Raw genomic sequence first — 21640 nt, forward strand, 5'->3', positions numbered from 1 at the left:
GCGCCGAGGAGGCTCCCCGGCACGCCCGCGGAAAGCGAAGCCGCCTGGAGCGGAAATCAACATTCAAGATTAACACAGCCATAGAAATAAAAAGACTGCAGACACTTTGTCTGCAGCTTATGATTTAATGAGTGTATATCCGATAAAGTAAGAAAGAATTAAAAAGCTGCCAATTGCTAAAACAATGGAGTATTCTGACATTTACATCACACCCTATGATTTTTATTTAAAAATATCATAAAGGCCAAATGCAGCAAGTGATAAAAATTACACTTTTGTGACTTGGATGTGAATTCTTTTTGAATATATCTCTTTTAGTCCCGACCTTTTATTTTATTCCTCCATTTTTCTATTTGTTTATTCCACTTGTCTTCCCATCTTTGAACTTCATTGTTGAAATGCTCTTGAAAATGACTTTTTTCATCTTCTTTTTTCCTTTTTTCAATCAATGGGGCAATATGTGGAACATTGAAACTTTGGTTCGAAGCGCCCCATAATGACTTTTCCATCACCTTACTAAAGACAACAGCAGCACCCGTTGCACCAGTTGGGGTTATATAATGGCCCACATCTGTTTGATCATACCCGACCCAGAACGAACCGACCAACTGAGGAGTATAACCGACAAACCACTGATCCTTTAAGCCGTTTATCCCTTTGATTGGCACCTGGGTAGATCCTGTCTTTCCAGCAGTTTCCCTTCCAGGGATTTTTGCTGCTTTTCCCGTTCCTGCTTCCACTACACCAAGGAGCATAGTCGTGATATTATCGGTTACAGCCTTCGTGGTTACCCTGACCCTTTTTTCCTTCCACTTGGCGACTACTTTCCCCTCTGAATCAACGATTTTTTTAATCACATGTGCCTTTATTCTGCTTCCTTTATTAGGAAAGACTGAAAATGCTTCGGCCATTTCTAAAGGAGAAACCCCATTATGCAAACCACCTAGCGCCATTGATAAATTTTCATCTTCTTTATCTAACGAAATGCCAAACCGTTTAACAGAATCCACTCCCTTATCTATTCCTATTTCATTTAAAAGCCACACGGCAGAAACATTTTTCGATTCCTTTACCGCTTCGTACATAGGGACCTCGCCAGCATACTGGTGGTCATAATTACTTGGATGATAAGACCTAAATTTCATTGGTTCGTCCTTAAGCATATCGGTAATCTTCCAGCCTTCCTCTAGCGCTGGTGTATAAACAGCTATCGGTTTAAAGGATGAGCCGGGCTGTGCCTTTAATTGTGAGGCACGATTATAACCTCTGAAGGTATGTTCTCCTCTTCCGCCAATAATGGCCCTGACTCCTCCTGTTTTTGGGTCAAGTAATACCCCGCCGCTCTGGACAAGGCGGTCCGTACCTTTAGGAAAAAGGGAATTATCTTGGTAGGTTTCTTCTATAGCCGCTTGCATTTTTGGATCAAGTTCCGTATAAATTCGGAAGCCGCCTGTTAATAATTCATCCTGTGAAAAACCGTATCGTTTAATGGCCTCATCTAAAACTTGATCGACATAATATGGATATTTTCCGCGGAATGGATCGCCACCTTTATCATTTAAGACAATCTTTTCTTTTTTTGCCTTTTGATACTGACCGTTTGTGATGTAGGCTTGTTCTTTCATTGCAGCCAAGACTAGATTTCGTCTTTCGGTTGCCTTTTCCATATGCTTATATGGATTTAGGGCTGATGGTGCTTTAATTAAGCCGGCAAGTAGCGCAGATTCACTTAGAGATAAATCCCGGACATCTTTGGAGAAGTATTTGCTTGCTGCTTGTTTAATTCCATAGGCTCCATCCCCAAAATATATTTGATTCATGTACATTTGCAGGATTTCTGATTTAGAATACTCCCTTTCAACTGCAATGGCTAAAAAGACCTCTTGAACCTTTCTTTTAAAGGTTTTTTCAGACGTCAGAATGGTATTTTTCGTTAATTGCTGTGTGATCGTACTCCCTCCTTCAACCATCCCGCCTGCCATCAGGTCTCGAAAAAGCGCGCGTGCAGTTCCGATTAAATCAACCCCATTATGCTTGTAAAAGCGATGGTCTTCAATTGCTATAATGGCATTCTTTAAGGAAGCGGGGACTACCTTAATTGAAACACCTTCATTCTTATTTGCGGATACTTTGCTAGCCATTTTTCCATTAACATCATAAAAAACAGTAGGCTGCGGCAGCTCATTCTTTAACCCTGAAATATCTGCCTCTTTTGTAAAGTAGGAAAGTAAGCCGAAAAAGAATAGCATTAGAATCAGTATCAACAACACAATCACTTGAAATAAATGCCACTTTTTCAGCTGTTTAACGAGCCCGATTACTTTATTAGTAAATATCATATGAGGACATCCTTTAGCTGTAATCTCTATTAAAGATATACTTTTCGATGATTTATTAGGCTTTATAACGGCTTGGAGATGGAAGCTTCCTTATCAAAAAAAGATGGGTCAGGACCACATCTTTTTTACTTCTATTATTCACTTTTTACCAGTTCTTTAAAGCGTTGTTTGGAAAGCTTTTCATCGAAGCTTGAAAAGATACGATAGTTTTGCTCATCTAGGATCCGAAAATGCTTACTTAAAATATTTTGCTGGAGAATAAAGCCGTTTTTTTGTGAAATTACCCTCCACCAAACCCGGCCTCCAAGCGTTTTTGTTTTACGAAGATCAATGCCGTTTAGGGCAACTGTCTCTAATACCTCAAGTGGCTCATTTCCAAATAAAAATTGAACCGTCTCCGTTTCTCGGAAAAGAGCACAAATTGAAACAACCGTCGACCAGCCAGCTAAAACTCTCCCTTTTTCAATTTGAACAAGGGTTTTCTTCGAGACACCAATAATATCAGCCATCTTATCCTGGGTATAACCTGCTTCTGCCCTGATTAGACGAAGCTTAACAGAAACCTGCATTATAATTTCATCTCTGGTCACAGTAAGCCCTTCCTTCAAATTTCTCTAGTGTAATTTTACACAAGATTAAAAGAGTATTCAAATTTCAAACAACAAAAAACTGCTATAAATCACTATAGCAGTTTAAGTAGCTATTCATTTAAAATAATCCTCTCTTAGGCCATACGCCACTGCTCCGGGTGCCTGAGATTTTCTATCCTTGTGGTGGAAGATGGCACTGACTTGAACAAGAATTTTTCAAATCACAGGCAGCGCATTTTCCCTTTTTGGATTTATTTATAAACTTAACTAAGGCCCAGGCGGCATATCCAAAAATAGCCACACCGATTATGATACTGGCAATCATTTGTTCCACCCCTTCCAGATTTTACATCCATCCAACTAATTTTCCGCCTTGATAGATGACCAATGATAATACATAAGCAATCACAAACGCATATATCATGGCAAAAGCAGTCCATTTTTTAGAACCTGTTTCCTTATAAATCGTTGCCGTCGTTGCCAAACAAGGTATATACAAAAGGATAAAGACCATGAAGCTATAGGCGGCAAGCGGGGTATAGTATTGTGCCAATAACCCCTGAAGGCTTGCATCATTTGGAACAAAGTAAATAATATTCATGGTTGAAATGATCGCTTCTTTTGCCAAGAAGCCCGTTATTAAGGAAGCAGATGCCTGCCAGGTACCAAATCCAATTGGATCAAAAATAGGGGCGATGATATTCCCAATGGCAGCTAAATAACTATGATCCATATCAACCTTTAAACCATCAGGACCTGCATATGATAACAGCCAGATAAAGACTGAACCGGCAAAAATAAAGGTTCCCGCCTTTCTAACAAATCCTTTTCCTTTATCCCAGGTACTTCTCCATAATGATTGAAACTGTGGTAGTCTGTACGGAGGGAGTTCAATTACAAATAAAGATGTTTCTGATTTTAGTAGTGTTTTAGAAAAGATTTTGGCTAACGTTAATGCCACTACAATTCCCAGCACGTATAGGCTAAGAACAACGAATGCCTTATGTCCTGCAAAAAAAGCCCCTACAAATAAAGCGTATACCGGTAACCGTGCTGAACATGACATTAGCGGTGTTAAAAGGATGGTTAGTAATCTCTCCCTAGGTGTTTCAATCGTTCTAGCAGCCATAATCCCTGGTACATTACAGCCAAATCCGATCATCATCGGGATAAACGCTTTACCATTTAATCCTACCGATTCCATGATGCGGTCCATTACAAGGGCAACACGTGCCATATAACCAGAGTCTTCTAATAAAGAAATAAAGAAGAAAAGGATAAAAATTTGCGGTACAAACACCAGAACACCACCAACACCGGCAACTAATCCTTCAATAATTAAGGCATGAATAAAATCTGAGGCATGAATTGCACTCAAGACTGCCTCAAAGCCAGTAGTAATTGGTCCCGTTAGAAAGGCATCTAGTATATCTGATAGAGGTGTTCCGAGCCAATCAAATGTCAGCATAAACATGAAATACATAAGCAAAAGAAAAATAGGCATCCCTAGAAAGCGATTTGTTACGATGCTATCAATTTTTTCAGAAAGTGGTAAACCTGAGTTACTTTTGCTTGCTACTTCAGCCACGATTTTTTCAATCACTTCTCTTCGTTTTAAATAAATAAAATTGGCAAGTGACTTTTTATCCAACTGTGCTTGCAGCTTGTTTTCCAAGTTGTTTATAATTTCGTTTATTCTTTGAGGATTGGCAATACTGTTAACATAATTTTGAACGTATTGATTTCCTTCAAAATATTGAATGGCTAGAAAACGTGTAGGGTGGCTGGTCTTGCCCATGATCTCTCCGGTAATCGCAGAAATTCCCTCCTCGACTTCTTTGCCATAATAGACGAGATGTTTATTAACAGATTGAATTGATTTTGTAGAGATTACCTCAACAAGCTTGTCGCAACCTTTTCCGCTGCGGGCCACGACAGGCACAACTGGAACTCCAAGGGCCTCGGCAAGCTTAGACACATCAATCTGAATCCCACGCTTATTAGCCACATCAATCATATTTAAACCGATAAGTGCAGGCTTCTCAAACTCGAGCAATTGCAAGGTTAAATGTAAATTACGTTCTAATTGTGATGCATCTAAAATATTTAATAATCGGTCAACAGATTCATTCAAAAAGAACGAGGTAACAACTCCCTCATCCTTTGATAAAGGGTTAAGTGTATATACGCCAGGTAAATCTATTAATTGGCCAATATTATTCTTGAAAACGCCGACTTTCTTTTCAACTGTTACACCGCTCCAGTTACCAACATACTCATAGGAACCTGTTAGATTATTAAATAATGAGGTTTTTCCAGTATTCGGGTTTCCAATTAGAGCGATTTCCATTATATTCTCTCCACTTCAATCTGAACTGCTTCTTTCCGGCGCAGGCCAACACACTGGCCGCATGATTCTATCATAATCGGTCCGCCAAATGGCATAACACATTTTACACAGACTTCAGATCCTTCAGTAATTCCTAAATCAAGTAAGCGTCTTTGAACGAGGTGACCAACATGAGATAGATCGATTATTTTCCCTTTATCTCCTGCTTTTAAAGCCCTAAACATGTATATCACCCTATCTAAGTTAATTGAGAATGATTATCTTTCTAAATGTATTTTAACACTTTTTTGGGTTAATAAGCATAATAAATTTGACAAAAGTTCGAAAAGTGCACAAAAAAAAGGAAAAGTATATACTTTCCTCTTTTTCGTTCTTATAAACTCTTTTGCAGCACCATTTTCTTTGGTAATGCACTGATTAACAAAACGGTGATGATCGCACTTATTAGAAAATTCGGCAGCATATAAGTCCCATTATAAAGTAAAGAGTAGATAGCTACCGGCTGACCTTTAGGAGCATACTCACCGAAAAAGGCAATCCCAGAAATCACATGACAAATATATCGTAAAGCACTTCCCAAAAACGCCCCACATATTACATACGTCATCCATTTACCCTTGTTCTGTTGATTCAAAGCTTTTTTGATCGCTGAAGCAAAAATTCCGGAGGTCCCAACTACTGTAAAAGCAATAAAGTAATCAATAATCCCTTGAACAATCGTATAAACTTGTGAAAATCCCAAAATAAACTGAAGGAAACCTAATAAAAAGCCTGTTAAAAGCCCGCCTTTTATTCCCCAACGATAGGCAATCAGAAAGATCGGTACCATCGCAATGGAGATAGAACCTCCCTGCGGCCATATCTTTAAAGAAACAATCCCTGCTACAAAATCTAATAAATAAGCAAGTGCAGTAAATACAGCAACCTCTGCGATAAATAATGTATTACTTCTAGTTTGATACACTAAATTCTCCCCCATTATAACGTCCTCTAATTAAACAAGATTTTTGTTGTAACAAATGTTATCAATTTGCTTCTAATTTATATATAATTATCAACATTTTACTAGATAAAAAATATTTCTACAATTTTAAAAAGGATTTTTACAATCATCAGCGAATTATCATGGTAATCAGTTTGGTTAAAACCAATAGGGGGAAACAACATGTCTACGGGAGAACAAACGGATTTAGTCGCCTTTTTTGCACAGAACAAAAAGCAATTAGTCCAAGAGTGGGAAAAAACAATATTGATTTATGACGGTGATCCTTTTAAAGGTAAAATTCGTGAAAATGCTGAAGCCCTATTTGATGTCATTCTTACGATGCATACCTTATCAAAAGAAGAATTATTAAATGTGATTGAAAAAATTGCCATTGATATTTCAAAGGAACGCGTTTTAGCAGACATTAACATTGGTGATTTTGTTTACAATGTAAATACCGGAAGGACCGTTTTATATAACTATTTAAGTCAAACAGGACTCACCTGGTCCGAACTGCAGAAATCCATTAATGATATTAATTTTTGTTTTGATAAATTTTTATATTTTGCCGTATCTCATTACTCTGAAGCAAAAAATAAAATTATTGAAGAAAAGACGATGTTTATTGATTCAACCCATCAAGATCGCTTAACACTTCTCGGCCAAATGACCTCAAGCTTTATTCATGAATTTAGAAACCCGCTTACATCAGTACAAGGATTTATACAATTACTTAAAGCTGATTATCCAAATATGAGATATTTAGATATTATTTCAAGCGAATTAGATCAGCTGAACTTTCGAATCTCACAGTTTTTGTTACTATCAAAAAAAGAGTTAATCGGCAAGGAAAAGGTATACTTCAAATTAAATAACCTAATAGATGAGGTTTTAAATTTCCTCTACCCGAGCATTTTGGATGGTAAAGTTAAAATTCTAAATCATTTGACTGGTGATTTTACCTTGATTGGCTATGCAGATGAAATAAGACAAGTTTTTATCAATATCATTTTTAATGCCATTGATGTTTTGAATCATCATGAGGTACCCCATCCAACCATCGAGATAAAAAGTTCATTTGAAAATGATACGACGATTAAAATAAGTATTTCAAATAATGGGCCAGTCATTCCCTCCGAATTGCATAAAACCATTTTTGAACCATTTTTCACCACAAAAAAACTAGGAACAGGTCTGGGGCTGTTTGTCTGTAAAGAAATTATTGAAAAACACAAAGGAAAATTAACCTGTGATTCCTCAGAGGATAAAACTACCTTTTCTATATTCTTGCCAGTAGTTTTAGACCAAATGGACGAGACTGAAATTAATCTGGTGAAATCATCAAATCCCCCTTTTTAATAAGCCGGGATTTTTTTCTTTTAAATTCTTCCTCCCGTTCCGGGCCAAATGCGCATATGATGTACCAAAAATCATCATCGGGAGAATAGGCCTATGTTTACATTAAAAGTGGATCATGAAATCGAGCTTCAATTGTTTCAACAGCATCATTCTTTATCGTTATTCAGACTTATTGAAGAGAATCGCGAGCATTTGCGGGAATGGATGCCCTGGGTGGATAGTATGACAACCCCGTATCAAATTGAAACAGTTATCCCCGTATGGCTTAATCAATTTGCAGAGAACAGCGGCCTTAATGTGGGCATTCAATATCGGGGTGAGCTTGTCGGCTCCTTAGGTTTACACCAAATTGATTGGTATAACAGCATGGCAAGCATCGGCTATTATTTAGCTAAAAAAGCGGAAGGTCATGGAGTAATTACCAGATCCGTTAAAGCACTACTGAATTATTGCTTTTTCCAATTAGGTTTAAATCGGATTGAAATTCGCTGTGGGGTAAAAAATAAAAAAAGCCGGGCAATCCCAGAACGTTTGAGGTTTGTCAGAGAAGGGACAGTCCGAGATGGAGAACATTTAAATGGACATTTTCATGACCTCATTATTTATAGTATGCTCGCACGGGAGTGGAATCCTGTCCAGGTTTAAACACCCAACAAACCAAAAATCAAACAGCAGCCAGCGAGGCTGTTTTTTTTGTTAAAATGATAGCTTATTTGCTATTAAGAATCATTTTTGAAATAATATAAGGAAACTTGAGCAATTTGAAAAAGTTAGATTTTAGATTTATCGGGAATAATTAATACATACAGTAAAAAGTAAGTGAGGTGGAATGCCTTACCCTTTGTAAGGTACTAAATGATTTGGATGAACGTTTTAATTATTGTTATCCTGATTACTTTTACCGCATTTTTTGTAGCATCTGAATTTGCAATGGTAAAGGTACGAACGACTAGAATAGATCAATTAATGGCGGAGGGTAATAAAAAAGCGGAAGCAGCCAAAAAAGTCATTTCTAATTTAGATGGGTATTTATCCGCCACGCAGGTCGGCATTACGATTACTTCTCTTATCCTAGGTTGGTTGGGAGAGCCTACAATCCGCGGGATTTTAGAACCAATTTTTTCTTGGATTGATTTACCGCAATCATTGGAACAAGTGATCTCTTTTATTCTTGCCTTTTCGATCATTACCTTTTTCAATGTAGTTATTGGTGAATTAGCACCAAAAACGTTTGCCATTCAAAAGTCAGAACAAATCATTATGCGGGTTGCAAAACCATTGATACTTTTTTATCGGTTGATGTATCCCTTTATTTGGATCCTTAACAGGTCTGCTCGGTTTGTAACGGGACTTTTCGGAATTAAACCAACTTCAGAGCAAGAGATTGTTTTATCTGAGGAAGAATTGCGTATGATCCTCTCCCAAAGTTATGAAAGCGGTGAAATCAATCATTCCGAATACAGTTATATGAATAATATTTTTGAATTTGACGATCGAATTGCAAAGGAAATAATGGTGCCAAGGACTGAAATCATCACCCTGTCAAAAGATGCCACTATGGATGAAATTATCGACATTGTCCGCGAGGAAAAATATACGCGATATCCCCTCATCGATGGAGATAAAGATAATATTCTAGGCGTAGTAAATATTAAAGAAGTCCTTACCGATTGTATTCAGCAGAAATGTACAGGAGAACAACCTCTTCTCCCGTATATCAAACCCGTGATTCATGTAATTGAAAATATTCCAATACAGGAGCTTTTAGTAAAATTACAAAAGAACCGCTCTCATATGGCTGTTTTATCCGATGAATATGGTGGGACGGCTGGAATTGTCACTGTTGAAGATATTCTAGAGGAAATAGTCGGAGAAATTCGTGATGAATTTGATATGGATGAGCTCCCACTTATTCAAAAGAAGGGCGAGAATCACTACATTTTAGATGGGAAAGTTCTAATTAGCGAGGTAAATGATCTCCTGGGAACAACACTTGAGGAAGAGGACGTAGACACAATTGGCGGATGGTTTTTAACACAAAAATTCGATGTCAAAAAAGGGGATTCAATTGATAAGGAAGGCTTCACGTTCCAAATAAAAGAAAATGAAGGCCATCATATCGTATTTATTGAAGTGAGCAAGAGTAATCACAGCGCCTCCGAATAATGGGGCGTTTTCTTTATGCATCATTTTTGTAATACTTTGTTTTTTCGTTCATATTTACTGCTTTTTTCCATAAAATATGAGTATAAACTACTAACTAAACTATAACGTTTGACTGTATGGTTTAATTTCTTTATAATTATTATTAATTTGTAAATTGTAGAGGTGGTATGATGGGGCTGTTTATCGGATTGGTGAAATAGCGGAAATTGCGCACTTATCAAAACGCACGATTGACTATTATACGTCTATTGGCTTGTTAAAGGCAGAACGCTCTAAATCAAATTACCGCATTTATTCGGATGAAGCATTAGATGATTTGAGATTTATAGAGGAATGTAAATGTCTGCACTTTCCATTAGACGAGATTAAAAGAAAACTAGAGATGCGTAAGGAAAAAAACCTTCGTGAATCTGAGGTTGAAAAGCATGTAAGTGCTGTAACGCAGCAAATGAAACAGCTGCATAGCGACTTATTTGACCTCATCCCTATTTTAGAAAAATTGGATGAGGAACAGAAAGAAAAGCTGACAAACAATCTTAGTCTGCTTAGAGCAGTTCTAATGAAATCACTTTTAAGTGTTACGACTTAACTTTTTTAAATAACTGGGAGGTGACACCTTACCCGTCTAAACAGCGGGATAAGGGAACTTATTTGGACATATTTAACTTGGTTATTATAGCCATTTTAATTGCTTTAACTGCCTTTTTTGTAACTTCTGAATTTGCCATTGTCAAAATTAGAAGTTCAAGAATTGATCAGTTAATTGAGGAAGGAAATTCGAAGGCAGTACCGGCAAAAAAAGTAATATCGAATTTAGATGAGTATTTATCTGCCTGCCAATTAGGTATTACGATAACTGCATTAGGATTAGGCTGGATTGGGGAATCGACCATTGAACATATTCTGGGTCCGCTTTTTCTAAAACTTAACATTCCTGAGAGTGTGACTCAAATATTATCGGTCGGAATTGCTTTTGCTCTTATTACCTTCCTGCATGTAGTTGTTGGAGAATTGGCTCCTAAGACACTTGCTATTCAAAAGGCAGAGCTAATTACCTTGCTTGTTTCGCGTCCGCTTATCATGTTTTATAAAATAATGTACCCTTTTATATGGGTATTAAATAAATCTGCACGGATTGTTTCCAGTATTTTCGGGCTAAAGCCCGTGTCGGAAAATGAAATTGCCCATACTGAGGAAGAACTTCGAATTATCCTGTCTGAAAGCTATAAAAGTGGCGAAATTAACCAATCAGAGTTTAAGTATGTAAATAAAATTTTTGAATTTGACAATCGCATTGCCAAAGAAATCATGGTACCTCGAACAGAAATGGTTTCTTTATCAAAGGACGATTCGTTAGAAACTTTTCTTCAGGTTTTACGAGAAGAAAAGTTCACTAGATATCCTGTTATTGATGGAGATAAAGATCATATTATTGGTTTAATCAATATCAAAGAAATCATGACTGATTTAATTGGCAATGAAAACCTTTCATCACAAACACTAGAAAGTTATACTCGTCCAATTATTAGAGTAATAGAAACAATCCCAATTCATGACTTATTAGTGAAGATGCAAAAAGACCGTGTTCATATGGCTGTATTAATGGATGAATATGGTGGAACATCAGGAGTTGTTACGGTCGAGGATATCCTAGAGGAAATTGTTGGTGAAATTCGAGATGAATTCGATATGGATGAGATTCCAGAAATCCGAAAGGTTAAGGAAAACCATTACATCATCGATTCAAAGGTTTTAGTGAGTGAGATTAATGATTTATTAGGGGTTGAAATCGATGATGAAGATGTCGATACAATCGGTGGTTGGATTCTAACCGAGAATTACGAAGCCAAAGAAGGCGACATCATTCTTCATGATACCTATACCTTTAAAATACTCGATATGGAAGAACATCATATCAAGTACATTGAGGTATCAAAAAATGCAACTAATGAGGAATCTACATCCCCACAAGTATCAGTAACAAATTCAGAAGTCCTCTCATAGAAAAATAGGCCGAATCTATCGGTCTATTTTTTTGCGTTTTAATCAAAATAAAAAGACTGTTTACGTTAAACAGTCTCCACTATCATTATTTTTTTATTGAGATAATCATATCTTCTTCTAACTTTGCTATTTTAACCAAATGAGAATCCAGGCGGCGATTAACATGCTGAAGCTCATTACTATGTGACTCCTCAATACGCTGAAGTGAATCTTTAATATCTGACAGATCAATTTGATTAACTTCCACTCTATGTTCAATACTATCCATTTTTTCTAATCGTGAGAGCCTTTTTTCAATGGTTTCCAATGTAGTGTTAAATGTTTGAATTAAACTTTTTAAATCCAGTTCGTTCTCTGGCAATTTTACAAATTCTTTTTCCATTGAACAAACCTCCCTTCCTTTAATACTTATATTTTAACATCATTTTCACTGTTATTATGTTACAAAAACAGCACAGTCTTTATACCTTTTTTACTTTTGAACATTCTGCAACGAAAAAATGAACATTTATTTAATACGGATATGAACGTGTATATTATCACATTATTTGTACTATAAATATTGTAATCTTACCTTATAAGGTGCAGGGTTTATTACATTTTTATTTTATCCTTGATATCTCTACCTTATAATAGATTTTTAAATTAAAAAGGTTGGTGTAAAAATATGTTCATATCGATCGATGAAAAAGCTGCATTATGGTTCATGAGGGAATTTGAAATGAAAAAGCCAATCAATATTCGTCTATTTCCCCAATATGCCGGCTTTGGGGAAAAGAATAAGGGATTTAGTCTTGCTTTCTCAGCTGAGCAGCCTGAAAATGTCGGTTACACACAAGAAATGAACGGAATAACCTTTTATGTAGAGGGAAATGACATTTGGTTCTTTGAAGATACCGAGACGTACTTATCTTTTAATGAAGTAATAGAGGAAATTCAAATTAACTATAAAGAAACATCAGCTATTCAGTAGTAAAATTAAAGATGACCGTTTTAAAAGAGGGCACTAAAAAAGTCTCATTAAATTAGGATGTGTGTCTAAATTGGCTGTTGATTTCCGCTCCAGGCGGCTTCTTTTATAAGGCTAGAATTTAAAAAAGGTATATTTCCTCATTATAAAGGATATTATACCTTTTTTGCTGTGCTAGTTTACTTGCTTGCCTAAGGTTGGAGCAAATAATTTTGCGCTTTCAAAAACTTTTCCAAGTTTTTCTTCACCTTGGGTGAAAAGATCATCGCCTGCAGTAAGTGATGGTGTATCTTTTTTCAATTCCTCTGCTTTCGCCTGATAAGAAGCAGCATAGTCCTTTAACGCTGCCTCAAGATTAGCTTTTTGATCCTTTAGCCCTGCAGGAACTTGAATATTGGTTAATTCTTCGGAAACAGCAGCAGCAGATGCACTCGCTTTGGTCTTCTCCTCAGCAGTTGGCAATTCTTCAGGAGTCGCATCTTCCTTAGTTGCCTTTGCCATATATGAATTTAAATCAGGATCTTTTGCATTGATCTTATTGCCAATTTCCATATAAAATTTAACTAATTCCTTCTTAACATCCACTTTAGATGCAGCTGTTTCTTTCGTTGTTTCCTTCTTGTCTGTTTTTGACTCGTTATTTGCTGAACAAGCAGCTAACCCTATGGCCATTGTTAAGGCAGATAAGGATAATAAAAATTTCTTCATCCGTTTTTCCCCCATTTTCTCTTTTTAATGCCTTGATTATTTTACACCATTTCATGTTAGGAGAAAAGTAAAAATATGTTTCTTAAATAATAATTTTCGAAATAATCCTTTAAAAAATATTGAAAGAATTCCTATACTTCGCAAAACAATGTGTATTATGTATCCCACATTACTTATACTTCCAAGCATGTAAATTTTGTATTTCAGAATAAATAGAATAGCTTGAAATATGTTACAATAGTGAATTTTTTAGGTATAATAAAAGTGACATAAATCCCCACTCAAAACAATCGTTCTTAGCTTTTTACAAAACTTCAAAGAGAGAGAGATTAACATATTGGAACAAGTAAGTTAAGGGGGCATGAGGGATGAAATACAAGTTTATAGAGTACTTGGGCAGAGTAATGGTTTTTAGTATTGCCATCGCTATTTCAGTTTATGCTGGTTATAAATTGGGATCATTTCTGGATGATCAATATCAGATGTATCCAACCTTTACATTAATCTGTGTTACTTTAGGAATAGGTGTAGGTGGATTAACAGTATACTCTATGGTTTATAAGTATTTTAAGATTACTTTTCAACAGGGCAGACTGGATAAAAAAATTAATGAGGCAGAAAAAAGCAATAACTATCCCACTATTGAAGTTACACTTGACCAAGTCCGAAAAGCGGTAAGAGACTTCTCTGATCATCTTCCTAAAGGCGTTTACCGTACTATTTTAGTACTAGATGATAACCGTATTGACTTTAAACAGCTCGCCCCCCATCTTGGCGGAATTCCTTCTAATAATTTCTATATGTCGAAGGAAACCTACGATTTATTTGAAGAACATGAAAAACTAATACCAGTTGAGATGGATATGGTCCAAAAGGCAGTAGACCAATATGTAAAGGACCATAAAGAGTACCCAATGTTAACATTTGATCCTCAGCACAGGGTGAATTATTATTTGCTTTTACAAGAACACTACTTAAAAGAATCCCCTGTTACACAATTTTACATTACCGACCTAGATGGACTCATCACACATATTAAGCCTCAGAATAAAAACTCCTCTCAGCTCTGAGAGGAATTTTTTGCTTTTGGATGGTTTTTTTTGCTTTTCTTTCAACAATATTGAGATAATAGCAATAACTATTTAATTATAATTTAAAAATGAGGGGTACAAAGATGATAAAACAGAAAAATAAATCGCAGCATTTAGCGACTATTTCTCTCGCAATCATGGGAATCGGATTTATAGCTACACTTCCCTTACAAGATTCACTCTGGGGGAATATCCTCCAAGGTGGTTTTGAAGCAGGTCTTGTCGGGGGATTAGCAGATTGGTTTGCGGTAACTGCTCTTTTTCGGCATCCGCTTGGCATTCCTATTCCGCATACTGCATTGCTGCCTAAGAACCGGCATAGAATTACTGAAGGAATTATTTCTATGCTTGAAAATGATTGGCTTACAAAAGAAAGTATACACAAAAAAATTAATTCGATTGGTTTTACCAATAAGTTAGCAGACATCGTCGAGACTGAAATTAAATCCGAATCGGTGCAAAAAAATATTGTTACGTTTGCCCAACATCTGATTAGAAAAATAGAGGTAAGAAAATTAACGTCCATAATCGAAAAAGAATTAAAGATTAAATTAATGGACTGGGATATAAAAAAATATCTTCCCTTACTTATTGATCAAATAACAGAACGAAAATATCACGAAAAGACCCTTGATTATATTCTTAAGGAAATTGATGAATGGGCTTCGAAGGATTCCACTAAATATAGACTGGGCGGAATGGCCGTGGATGCAGTGGAAAACATCAAGGCAGATGGATTTATGCAGTTTGCCTTAAAATCGTTTAGTAATCTTGTTAACGAGGAAAAGTTAGGTAATATTATTCAAAGCTTGATTCAAAAAGGTGTTTCCAGTTACCGCGATTCATACAATCCAAATCGGCAAACATTAATAATTCATATCCAGAACAAGCTTGAATCAATAAAAACAGACGAAAAGATCTATGAAGAGCTTTCGAATTTAAAATCACATGCCATTACTAAATGGGAACCGAAAGAGCAAATTAATGATCTATTAGAACAGTTTCAGCAAAAAGTAATCGATTTTGTAGCAGAACCTGCCTTTTTAAATGATTACTTACTTCCTTTTATAAATGACAATCTAATTGCATTAAAAAACAACCACGAAAAAATAGAGATAATAGATACGTGGCTGAAATCAAAACTCTCGTCCTTTATCGATAAAAATCATTCCAAAATAGGCAAACTTGTCAAAGAAAATTTAGACAGACTGGATGATAAAACATTGATTAACATGGTCGAAACAAATGTTGGGAAAGATCTCCAATGGATAAGAGTAAATGGAGCGGTTTGCGGATTTATAATTGGGCTTATCTTAGTGGGTATTAGAGCTTTCTTTTAAATTGCCTTAGTTAATAAGGCTTTTTTTGTAATCATCTATCAGCAAAAAAATAGTTCTTTTTCAGATTCCCCCTTCATATTTAGTACTATAGTCATATTTTTCACGATATAAGGGGGCAGGAAAATGGCTGTAAAGCTAATTAAGATTTCTGTTGTTTACTTTGTGATTGGAGTGCTCATTGGCATGTATATGTCGATGACGGAAGCCTTTGATTTCACACCTGTTCATGTTCATATTAATTTATTAGGATGGATGTCACTAGCACTAGCTGGTTTAATTTATGTTGGATTTCCAAATGCAGCTGAAACCAAACTTGCCAAGGTTCATTTTTGGCTTCATAATATTTCACTTCCCATTATGATGATCGGGCTTGCCCTTTTAGTCTCTGGTGTAGATAGTGCCGGCCCTGTAGTTGCTGTTGGCGGAACATTAATGGTGATTGCGGTTATTATCTTTGCGATAAATATCTTGAAAAATGTAAAGCGATAACAGTCTAATATATCTTCTAAAAATAAGCGAAGACACCGAAATGGTGTCTTCTTAATTAAGTTTACCTTTTATAAATTTCTAATTGTTTTTTTCTTAGTTTGTCCTTTTCTTCATTTGATTTTCTATAGTTATATTGGTAAATCGCACCCTCCCAGTCACCGTACATTGGGTTAGGGAAAACGATTAGCTTACGGCCAAATTCCGCTTTGCGTTTGTCCACTTCTTGAGATCTTTCTGAAACCGATAAACCCTCAAACCCGCTAAAATCACCTAAATTATCCCCAAAGTACAAAAGAACGTCGTGAGTTTTTGCGACATGGATACGTCGGGTTTCCTTTCCTTTTTCACCAGGCTGTTGTAATAAAACATGCTCACTATTAACTTGAGGAGCACCTGCATTTATTAAATTTTTCATGGTTGCTGCTTTTTGTGACTCGTTTCGGTTAGATATGTAGAAAATAGCTACTCCTCTTGCGTTAGCATATTGTAAAAATTCAATCGCACCTGGCAAGGCCTTTGCTTCCCCACGGGTAAACCATTCATTCCATCCAAAGGGAACTCCTTTTCCATGAAGGACAAACCAAGCTTGATGAGGACTGTTATCAAGTATGGTCTCATCAATATCAAGGACAATCGCAGGTTTTAATTTGTTAAACTTTGGACGGTCCCTTAGTAATTCATCTAATCTCATTCTGCCAATGTTATAACCTTGGTAATATAATGCTTTTGCTTCAGCTGAGTTTTGAAACCAAAGTACGGACATGGTGTTTTGTTCATACAAGTTTACCGATGAACTGCTTATCGTTTCGGCCTTTACATGGAAACTAGAGAGTGATAAAACGATTAACACAGTCAAAAACCAATTAGACTTCTTCCTCAATTCATACCCTCCTTTTCTTTTTATCAATAGTAGTATGTGATAGAAAGTAATATCCTAACGATCAGATCATAAAAAAGGTCAGCAAGTCCAAAAAAAGACTTGCTGACCTTCTCAAATTTAAATTATTCGTTTTTTCACACTGGTTTCCATCCGATCTCGTTTATGAAATCCTTTGATATAATACACAGCAACTAAGAAGATTAAGAATATCGGTCCAATCACTAAGGCGATTCTTGTATCAGGATTATAGGCCATCAATGCTATAACAAAGGCTAAAAAGGCAAGTGCTAAATAGGAAGTATACGGAAATAAGGGCATTTTATATTTTAATGCCTTCACTTCTCTCTGGTTTAGAGATTTACGATACCAAATTTGCGATAAAAGAATAATTCCCCAAGTCCAGATAGCTCCAAACGTTGCAATACTCGTAACCCATGTAAATACCTTTGCAGGGACAATATAATTTAGTATCACCCCGATTAGCAAGGCCCCAGCTGAGGCAAGCACGGCCATTCCGGGGACCCCGTTTTTAGTAACCTTACCAAAACTTTTAGGAGCCTCATCATGCCCTGCAAGATTAAATAGCATCCTGGCTGTACTGAAAATACCACTATTACAAGATGATAGGGCTGCGGTTAGAACAACAAAATTTATAATACCTGCCGCCCCGGGAATGCCAATTTTTTCAAAGGTAAGGACAAACGGACTACCCTTTGTTCCAATTTCCTCCCAAGGATAAATTGACATAATTACAAACAAAGCACCAACATAAAATAGCAGAATGCGCCAAAAAACGGTATCAATTGCTCTAGAAAGAGACTTTTCAGGATTTTTTACCTCTCCAGCTGTAACCCCAATCATTTCAATTCCCAAGTAGGCAAACATAACCATCTGTAAGGATAAAAAAACTCCTTTTATTCCATTTGGAAAGAAGCCGCCATGTTCCCACAAATTCTCTACACCAGTTGCAATCCCGCCATTCCCCAGCCCAAAGATAATCATTCCAGCACCGATCAGAATCATTCCAATGATTGTAACGATTTTTATTAAAGCAAACCAAAATTCTAATTCTCCATATGCTTTAACAGCAAGAAAGTTTACTCCCGCCATAATGACAAGTGCTGCCAATGCCCATATCCATCTTGGGACAGACGGAAACCAGTACTCCATATAAATACCTATAGCTGTAATTTCCGCCATACAAGTAACAACCCATAAAAACCAATAATTCCAACCTGTTATGTATCCAGCCAGCGGTCCTAAATAATCACGAGCATATTTACTAAATGACCCTGCTACTGGCTTTTGAATTGCCATTTCTCCTAAGGCCCTCATAATGAAAAACATAATTAACCCACTAAAAGCATAACCTGCCAAAATACCAGGTCCCGCCATTTTGATGGCTGACGCTGAACCAAGAAATAATCCTACCCCAATAGCTGCGCCGAGAGACATTAACGTTATATGTCTTTCCTCTAAACCGCGTTGAAGTTCTTTGTCCTGAGTGCTTTTACTCATCTATGAATCTCCTCCTGATAAAAACTTCAATTTCCCCATCCATCCACCTGTTCATGACTTTACATAAAGATATTTTATGAATAAATATAATACTACTTATCCGCAGAAAATGCGACAGCACATCCTCCCTTTTTCGCGTTGTTAGCGTTTTCAAATTAATATAATTTTTTTTTGAACATTTCTTGTCATTATTTTAACATTTTTGTGAACATTCTTTTTTTGTGGAAAAACGAGAAATTTGCCGTAACTTTTTGTAGAATTATACTAAAGCATATAATCATATCCTGACAGATAATCTGGAGGTTATTATTTTGAATACTAGACACCATGATCCATTTAAAGCAGCTTTTGATAGTTTAGAAGAATTTGTTGATCTGATAAGCCAAGTTTTAAATTGCCCGATTACGATTGAGGATGCAAACCATCGACTTCTTGCCTATAGCACACATGATGAACGGACAGATCCTGCCAGGATTTATACCATCATTGGAAGAAGAGTACCTGAAAAAGTGATTAATCAATTATGGAAGGAAGGTACCATTCCTGCACTACTGAAAACTCGTGAGCCAATCCGTGTTAAAAATATGGATGAGATCGGACTTCATAATAGAGTGGCTATCTCAATTTGGAAACAAGATGAAGTATTAGGCTTTATTTGGGCAATCGAAATTGACAAGATCTTAACAGAAAAAGATTTTGACTTACTCAAATTAGCAGCAGATTCCGCGAAAAATAAACTTCTACAGCTTCAAACCAGAAAGAATAAAAAGGAAGAACATTCGCAGGAATTTTTTTGGAAACTTCTAACCGGACATTTGAAGGGTGAAGAGGAAATTTATGAACGATTTCATACTCTAAAAATTACACCCTCAGCTTCCTTTGCGATTGCAGTATTTCAATTTCCTGAGAACATAACAAATAAAGTAGAGCAAAACATCTCGTATTTATTAAAAACAGGCCAACTAATGAAAATACTGCTTTATACCATTGACTGTAATCAATTAATCATCTTAATCTCTGCTGATAATATTAAAGAGCCTTACCAAGAATTTAATCGTTTTGTTCAAACCTTTGTATTGACGATGAACGAGCGGTACGCTATCAAAGGAATCACTCCTGTATACAGCAGCATTTATAAAGATTATCAATCAATTGGCCAAGCCTACCAGGAAACATTAAGAGTTTTAACTATCAAAGAAAAATTCCCATTAGAGACAGAGGATATTTTTAATTATCACAAGCTGGGGATTTACCAACTATTTGAACTCATTTTGGAAAAAAGACAAAGCGAAGCATATGAAAATGATTCATTAAAAAAACTGCAAGAATATGACCAAAAGCATCATAGTAATTTAGTTGAAACATTAGAAGTCTTCTTAAATAAAGATAACAATATAAATGATGCAGCTAAGGAACTAAATGTTCATGCCAACACCCTTAATTATCGGTTAAAGCGTATTTCTGAAATTGGCGATGTGAATTTCAAAGATCCAAACCAGAAAATGCTTCTGTATCTTGACCTAAAGCTCGAGAAATACAAATAGATATGAACATTTTGTGAAAATCCCCAAAAGGGATATAAAATTTTTTCCTTTCTAAACAAAGTAATCTTGCAAAAAACATCTTATACTTTTTCTATAGCAAGGATATTTTATAGTATTAGGGAGGATTTCAGATATGATTATTGGTGTTCCTAAGGAGATTAAAAATAACGAAAATCGTGTAGCACTTACTCCGGCCGGTGTGGTTACATTAGTAAAAGCCGGTCATATAGTATTAATAGAAAAAGACGCCGGTTTTGGAAGCGGTTTCACTAATGAGCAATATTTGGAGGCTGGCGCGCAAATTATAGAAGATCGTAAAGATGTCTGGTCAAAATCAGAAATGATTATGAAGGTAAAAGAGCCTTTAGAGAGCGAATATCAGTATTTCCGCGAGGGATTAATCTTATTTACTTATTTACATCTTGCTGCTGAACCTGCACTTGCACAAGCACTAAAGGATAAAGGTGTACTTGCCATTGCCTATGAAACAGTCTCCGTGAATAACACCCTGCCGCTGTTAACTCCAATGAGTGAAGTTGCAGGACGTATGGCTGCCCAAATTGGGGCACAATTTTTACAAAAGAATAACGGAGGTCAAGGAATTCTTTTAGCTGGTGTTCCAGGTGTTAATCGTGGCAAGGTAACTATTCTCGGCGGTGGTATTGTCGGAACCAATGCAGCAAAGATGGCTATTGGTCTGGGCGCAGATGTGACAATCATCGATTTAAGTGCAGACCGTTTACGCCAGCTGGATGATATCTTTGGAAATCAAGTTAAAACGTTAATGTCTAATCCATATAATATCGCGGAGGCGGTTGCGGAAGCGGATCTTTTCATTGGAGCTGTGTTAATTCCAGGTGCAAAAGCTCCAAAACTAGTAACAGAAGACATGGTGAAATCAATGAAGCCAGGTTCTGTTATTGTCGATGTTGCGATTGACCAAGGTGGCATTGTAGAAACTAGTGACCATGTAACAACACACGATAACCCTACTTTTGTTAAACATGGTGTGGTTCACTATTCAGTGGCCAACATGCCTGGGGCGGTTCCTAGAACATCTACCATTGCCCTGACAAACGTTACCGTTCCTTACGCATTACAGATAGCTACTAAAGGGGTAGTAAAAGCCATTTCGGAGAATGCTGCTTTAAAACTTGGTGTAAATGTGGCAAATGGAGAAATTACCTATGAAGCAGTGGCAAAGGATTTAGGTTATTCATATGTACCGGTAGAAGAGGCCTTAGTAAAAGAACTTTCTTCCATCTAAATCCAATTTTTCAACCATTATCAATAAAACAAAGGGCAGC

Annotated in this window: 21 protein-coding genes and 1 pseudogene; 12 read left to right on the forward strand and 10 right to left on the reverse strand. The window is 36.4% G+C overall.

Annotated features, from left to right (window positions below; all coding sequences use genetic code 11):
- Nucleotides 1-314 precede the first annotated feature (314 nt).
- The 6 genes from V7077_RS02005 to thiT all read right to left on the reverse strand — a co-directional run bounded on the left by V7077_RS02005 (nucleotide 315) and on the right by thiT (nucleotide 6258).
- The gene (locus V7077_RS02005) at nucleotides 315-2339 is read right to left on the reverse strand and encodes a transglycosylase domain-containing protein (protein ID WP_335498163.1); all 2025 of its coding nucleotides are present in this window, start codon (nucleotides 2337-2339) and stop codon (nucleotides 315-317) included.
- A gap of 134 nt (nucleotides 2340-2473) precedes the next feature.
- On the reverse strand, nucleotides 2474-2929 hold the full coding sequence (locus V7077_RS02010) for a helix-turn-helix transcriptional regulator (protein ID WP_215040065.1): 456 nt from the start codon (nucleotides 2927-2929) through the stop codon (nucleotides 2474-2476).
- 172 nt (nucleotides 2930-3101) lie between these two features.
- Nucleotides 3102-3254 carry a FeoB-associated Cys-rich membrane protein gene (locus tag V7077_RS02015; protein WP_335498164.1) on the reverse strand — a complete coding sequence of 51 codons (153 nt, stop codon included), beginning with the start codon at nucleotides 3252-3254 and terminating at the stop codon, nucleotides 3102-3104.
- A gap of 21 nt (nucleotides 3255-3275) precedes the next feature.
- Nucleotides 3276-5279 (reverse strand): ferrous iron transport protein B, encoded by a 2004-nt coding sequence (gene feoB / locus V7077_RS02020; RefSeq protein WP_335498165.1) that lies wholly within the window; start codon nucleotides 5277-5279, stop codon nucleotides 3276-3278.
- Entirely contained in the window at nucleotides 5279-5503 is a 225-nt protein-coding gene (locus V7077_RS02025) for a FeoA family protein (RefSeq protein WP_235742688.1), read from the reverse strand. Before V7077_RS02025 ends, feoB begins: the two co-directional genes overlap by 1 nt.
- Before the next feature lie 149 nt (nucleotides 5504-5652).
- Nucleotides 5653-6258, reverse strand: coding sequence for an energy-coupled thiamine transporter ThiT (gene thiT / locus V7077_RS02030; protein WP_335498166.1), 606 nt, complete (start codon nucleotides 6256-6258; stop codon nucleotides 5653-5655).
- A 186-nt stretch (nucleotides 6259-6444) separates the two neighbouring features.
- On the opposite strand from thiT, the gene V7077_RS02035 reads away from it, so the two are divergent.
- The 6 genes and pseudogenes from V7077_RS02035 to V7077_RS02060 all read left to right on the forward strand — a co-directional run bounded on the left by V7077_RS02035 (nucleotide 6445) and on the right by V7077_RS02060 (nucleotide 11793).
- Nucleotides 6445-7623: a histidine kinase N-terminal domain-containing protein gene (locus V7077_RS02035; RefSeq protein ID WP_335498167.1), complete on the forward strand. Its 1179-nt coding sequence runs from the start codon at nucleotides 6445-6447 to the stop codon at nucleotides 7621-7623.
- Nucleotides 7624-7716: 93 nt separating this feature from the next.
- Nucleotides 7717-8268, forward strand: coding sequence for a GNAT family N-acetyltransferase (locus V7077_RS02040; RefSeq protein ID WP_335498168.1), 552 nt, complete (start codon nucleotides 7717-7719; stop codon nucleotides 8266-8268).
- A gap of 210 nt (nucleotides 8269-8478) precedes the next feature.
- On the forward strand, nucleotides 8479-9789 hold the full coding sequence (locus tag V7077_RS02045; RefSeq protein WP_335498169.1) for a hemolysin family protein: 1311 nt from the start codon (nucleotides 8479-8481) through the stop codon (nucleotides 9787-9789).
- Nucleotides 9790-9976: 187 nt separating this feature from the next.
- Nucleotides 9977-10159, forward strand: a pseudogene (locus V7077_RS02050) (MerR family transcriptional regulator); the annotation flags it as partial.
- 12 nt (nucleotides 10160-10171) lie between these two features.
- The gene (locus tag V7077_RS02055) at nucleotides 10172-10378 is read left to right on the forward strand and encodes a hypothetical protein (RefSeq protein WP_335498171.1); all 207 of its coding nucleotides are present in this window, start codon (nucleotides 10172-10174) and stop codon (nucleotides 10376-10378) included.
- A 62-nt stretch (nucleotides 10379-10440) separates the two neighbouring features.
- Nucleotides 10441-11793 (forward strand): hemolysin family protein, encoded by a 1353-nt coding sequence (locus V7077_RS02060; protein WP_335498172.1) that lies wholly within the window; start codon nucleotides 10441-10443, stop codon nucleotides 11791-11793.
- A gap of 85 nt (nucleotides 11794-11878) precedes the next feature.
- On the opposite strand, the gene V7077_RS02065 is transcribed toward V7077_RS02060, so the two are convergent.
- Nucleotides 11879-12175, reverse strand: a complete 297-nt coding sequence (locus V7077_RS02065) for a hypothetical protein (protein WP_335498174.1) — start codon at nucleotides 12173-12175, stop codon at nucleotides 11879-11881.
- A 285-nt stretch (nucleotides 12176-12460) separates the two neighbouring features.
- Between V7077_RS02065 and V7077_RS02070 the strand changes: the two genes are divergently transcribed.
- Nucleotides 12461-12766 carry a HesB/YadR/YfhF family protein gene (locus V7077_RS02070; RefSeq protein ID WP_335498175.1) on the forward strand — a complete coding sequence of 102 codons (306 nt, stop codon included), beginning with the start codon at nucleotides 12461-12463 and terminating at the stop codon, nucleotides 12764-12766.
- A 171-nt stretch (nucleotides 12767-12937) separates the two neighbouring features.
- Here V7077_RS02070 and V7077_RS02075 read toward each other — a convergent pair whose 3' ends face one another.
- The gene (locus tag V7077_RS02075) at nucleotides 12938-13471 is read right to left on the reverse strand and encodes a hypothetical protein (RefSeq protein WP_335498176.1); all 534 of its coding nucleotides are present in this window, start codon (nucleotides 13469-13471) and stop codon (nucleotides 12938-12940) included.
- A gap of 368 nt (nucleotides 13472-13839) precedes the next feature.
- On the opposite strand from V7077_RS02075, the gene V7077_RS02080 reads away from it, so the two are divergent.
- The 3 genes from V7077_RS02080 to V7077_RS02090 all read left to right on the forward strand — a co-directional run bounded on the left by V7077_RS02080 (nucleotide 13840) and on the right by V7077_RS02090 (nucleotide 16391).
- Nucleotides 13840-14541, forward strand: coding sequence for an AtpZ/AtpI family protein (locus tag V7077_RS02080; RefSeq protein WP_335498178.1), 702 nt, complete (start codon nucleotides 13840-13842; stop codon nucleotides 14539-14541).
- 104 nt (nucleotides 14542-14645) lie between these two features.
- On the forward strand, nucleotides 14646-15902 hold the full coding sequence (locus V7077_RS02085) for a DUF445 domain-containing protein (protein ID WP_335498179.1): 1257 nt from the start codon (nucleotides 14646-14648) through the stop codon (nucleotides 15900-15902).
- Between the two features lie 123 nt (nucleotides 15903-16025).
- On the forward strand, nucleotides 16026-16391 hold the full coding sequence (locus tag V7077_RS02090) for a cytochrome-c oxidase (RefSeq protein WP_335498181.1): 366 nt from the start codon (nucleotides 16026-16028) through the stop codon (nucleotides 16389-16391).
- Between the two features lie 61 nt (nucleotides 16392-16452).
- Here the strand turns inward: V7077_RS02090 and V7077_RS02095 are convergent, their stop codons facing one another.
- A complete protein-coding gene (locus tag V7077_RS02095) occupies nucleotides 16453-17271 on the reverse strand; it encodes a 5'-nucleotidase, lipoprotein e(P4) family (RefSeq protein WP_335498183.1) in 819 nt (272 codons plus the stop codon).
- A 117-nt stretch (nucleotides 17272-17388) separates the two neighbouring features.
- Nucleotides 17389-18789 carry an alanine permease AlaP gene (alaP, locus tag V7077_RS02100; RefSeq protein ID WP_335498184.1) on the reverse strand — a complete coding sequence of 467 codons (1401 nt, stop codon included), beginning with the start codon at nucleotides 18787-18789 and terminating at the stop codon, nucleotides 17389-17391.
- A 311-nt stretch (nucleotides 18790-19100) separates the two neighbouring features.
- On the opposite strand from alaP, the gene V7077_RS02105 reads away from it, so the two are divergent.
- Nucleotides 19101-20333 carry a PucR family transcriptional regulator gene (locus V7077_RS02105; RefSeq protein WP_335498186.1) on the forward strand — a complete coding sequence of 411 codons (1233 nt, stop codon included), beginning with the start codon at nucleotides 19101-19103 and terminating at the stop codon, nucleotides 20331-20333.
- A 133-nt stretch (nucleotides 20334-20466) separates the two neighbouring features.
- Nucleotides 20467-21600: an alanine dehydrogenase gene (gene ald, locus V7077_RS02110; protein ID WP_335498189.1), complete on the forward strand. Its 1134-nt coding sequence runs from the start codon at nucleotides 20467-20469 to the stop codon at nucleotides 21598-21600.
- The last annotated feature ends 40 nt before the right edge of the window (nucleotides 21601-21640 follow it).

It is taken from the genome of Neobacillus vireti, from assembly GCF_036962465.1.
Lineage (GTDB): Bacteria > Bacillota > Bacilli > Bacillales > Cytobacillaceae > Neobacillus > Neobacillus vireti_B.

What these genes read in the sequence shown, in the direction of transcription:
- thiT (WP_335498166.1), bottom strand. Translation starts at nt 6,258, where the DNA reads ATGGGGGAGAATTTAGTGTATCAAACTAGAAGTAATACATTATTTATC.
- ald (WP_335498189.1), top strand. Translation starts at nt 20,467, where the DNA reads ATGATTATTGGTGTTCCTAAGGAGATTAAAAATAACGAAAATCGTGTA.
- V7077_RS02080 (WP_335498178.1), top strand. Translation starts at nt 13,840, where the DNA reads ATGAAATACAAGTTTATAGAGTACTTGGGCAGAGTAATGGTTTTTAGT.
- V7077_RS02045 (WP_335498169.1), top strand. Translation starts at nt 8,479, where the DNA reads ATGATTTGGATGAACGTTTTAATTATTGTTATCCTGATTACTTTTACC.
- V7077_RS02025 (WP_235742688.1), bottom strand. Translation starts at nt 5,503, where the DNA reads ATGTTTAGGGCTTTAAAAGCAGGAGATAAAGGGAAAATAATCGATCTA.
- V7077_RS02055 (WP_335498171.1), top strand. Translation starts at nt 10,172, where the DNA reads ATGCGTAAGGAAAAAAACCTTCGTGAATCTGAGGTTGAAAAGCATGTA.
- V7077_RS02075 (WP_335498176.1), bottom strand. Translation starts at nt 13,471, where the DNA reads ATGAAGAAATTTTTATTATCCTTATCTGCCTTAACAATGGCCATAGGG.
- V7077_RS02090 (WP_335498181.1), top strand. Translation starts at nt 16,026, where the DNA reads ATGGCTGTAAAGCTAATTAAGATTTCTGTTGTTTACTTTGTGATTGGA.
- alaP (WP_335498184.1), bottom strand. Translation starts at nt 18,789, where the DNA reads ATGAGTAAAAGCACTCAGGACAAAGAACTTCAACGCGGTTTAGAGGAA.
- feoB (WP_335498165.1), bottom strand. Translation starts at nt 5,279, where the DNA reads ATGGAAATCGCTCTAATTGGAAACCCGAATACTGGAAAAACCTCATTA.
- V7077_RS02040 (WP_335498168.1), top strand. Translation starts at nt 7,717, where the DNA reads ATGTTTACATTAAAAGTGGATCATGAAATCGAGCTTCAATTGTTTCAA.
- V7077_RS02070 (WP_335498175.1), top strand. Translation starts at nt 12,461, where the DNA reads ATGTTCATATCGATCGATGAAAAAGCTGCATTATGGTTCATGAGGGAA.
- V7077_RS02005 (WP_335498163.1), bottom strand. Translation starts at nt 2,339, where the DNA reads ATGATATTTACTAATAAAGTAATCGGGCTCGTTAAACAGCTGAAAAAG.
- V7077_RS02035 (WP_335498167.1), top strand. Translation starts at nt 6,445, where the DNA reads ATGTCTACGGGAGAACAAACGGATTTAGTCGCCTTTTTTGCACAGAAC.
- V7077_RS02015 (WP_335498164.1), bottom strand. Translation starts at nt 3,254, where the DNA reads ATGATTGCCAGTATCATAATCGGTGTGGCTATTTTTGGATATGCCGCC.
- V7077_RS02085 (WP_335498179.1), top strand. Translation starts at nt 14,646, where the DNA reads ATGATAAAACAGAAAAATAAATCGCAGCATTTAGCGACTATTTCTCTC.
- V7077_RS02065 (WP_335498174.1), bottom strand. Translation starts at nt 12,175, where the DNA reads ATGGAAAAAGAATTTGTAAAATTGCCAGAGAACGAACTGGATTTAAAA.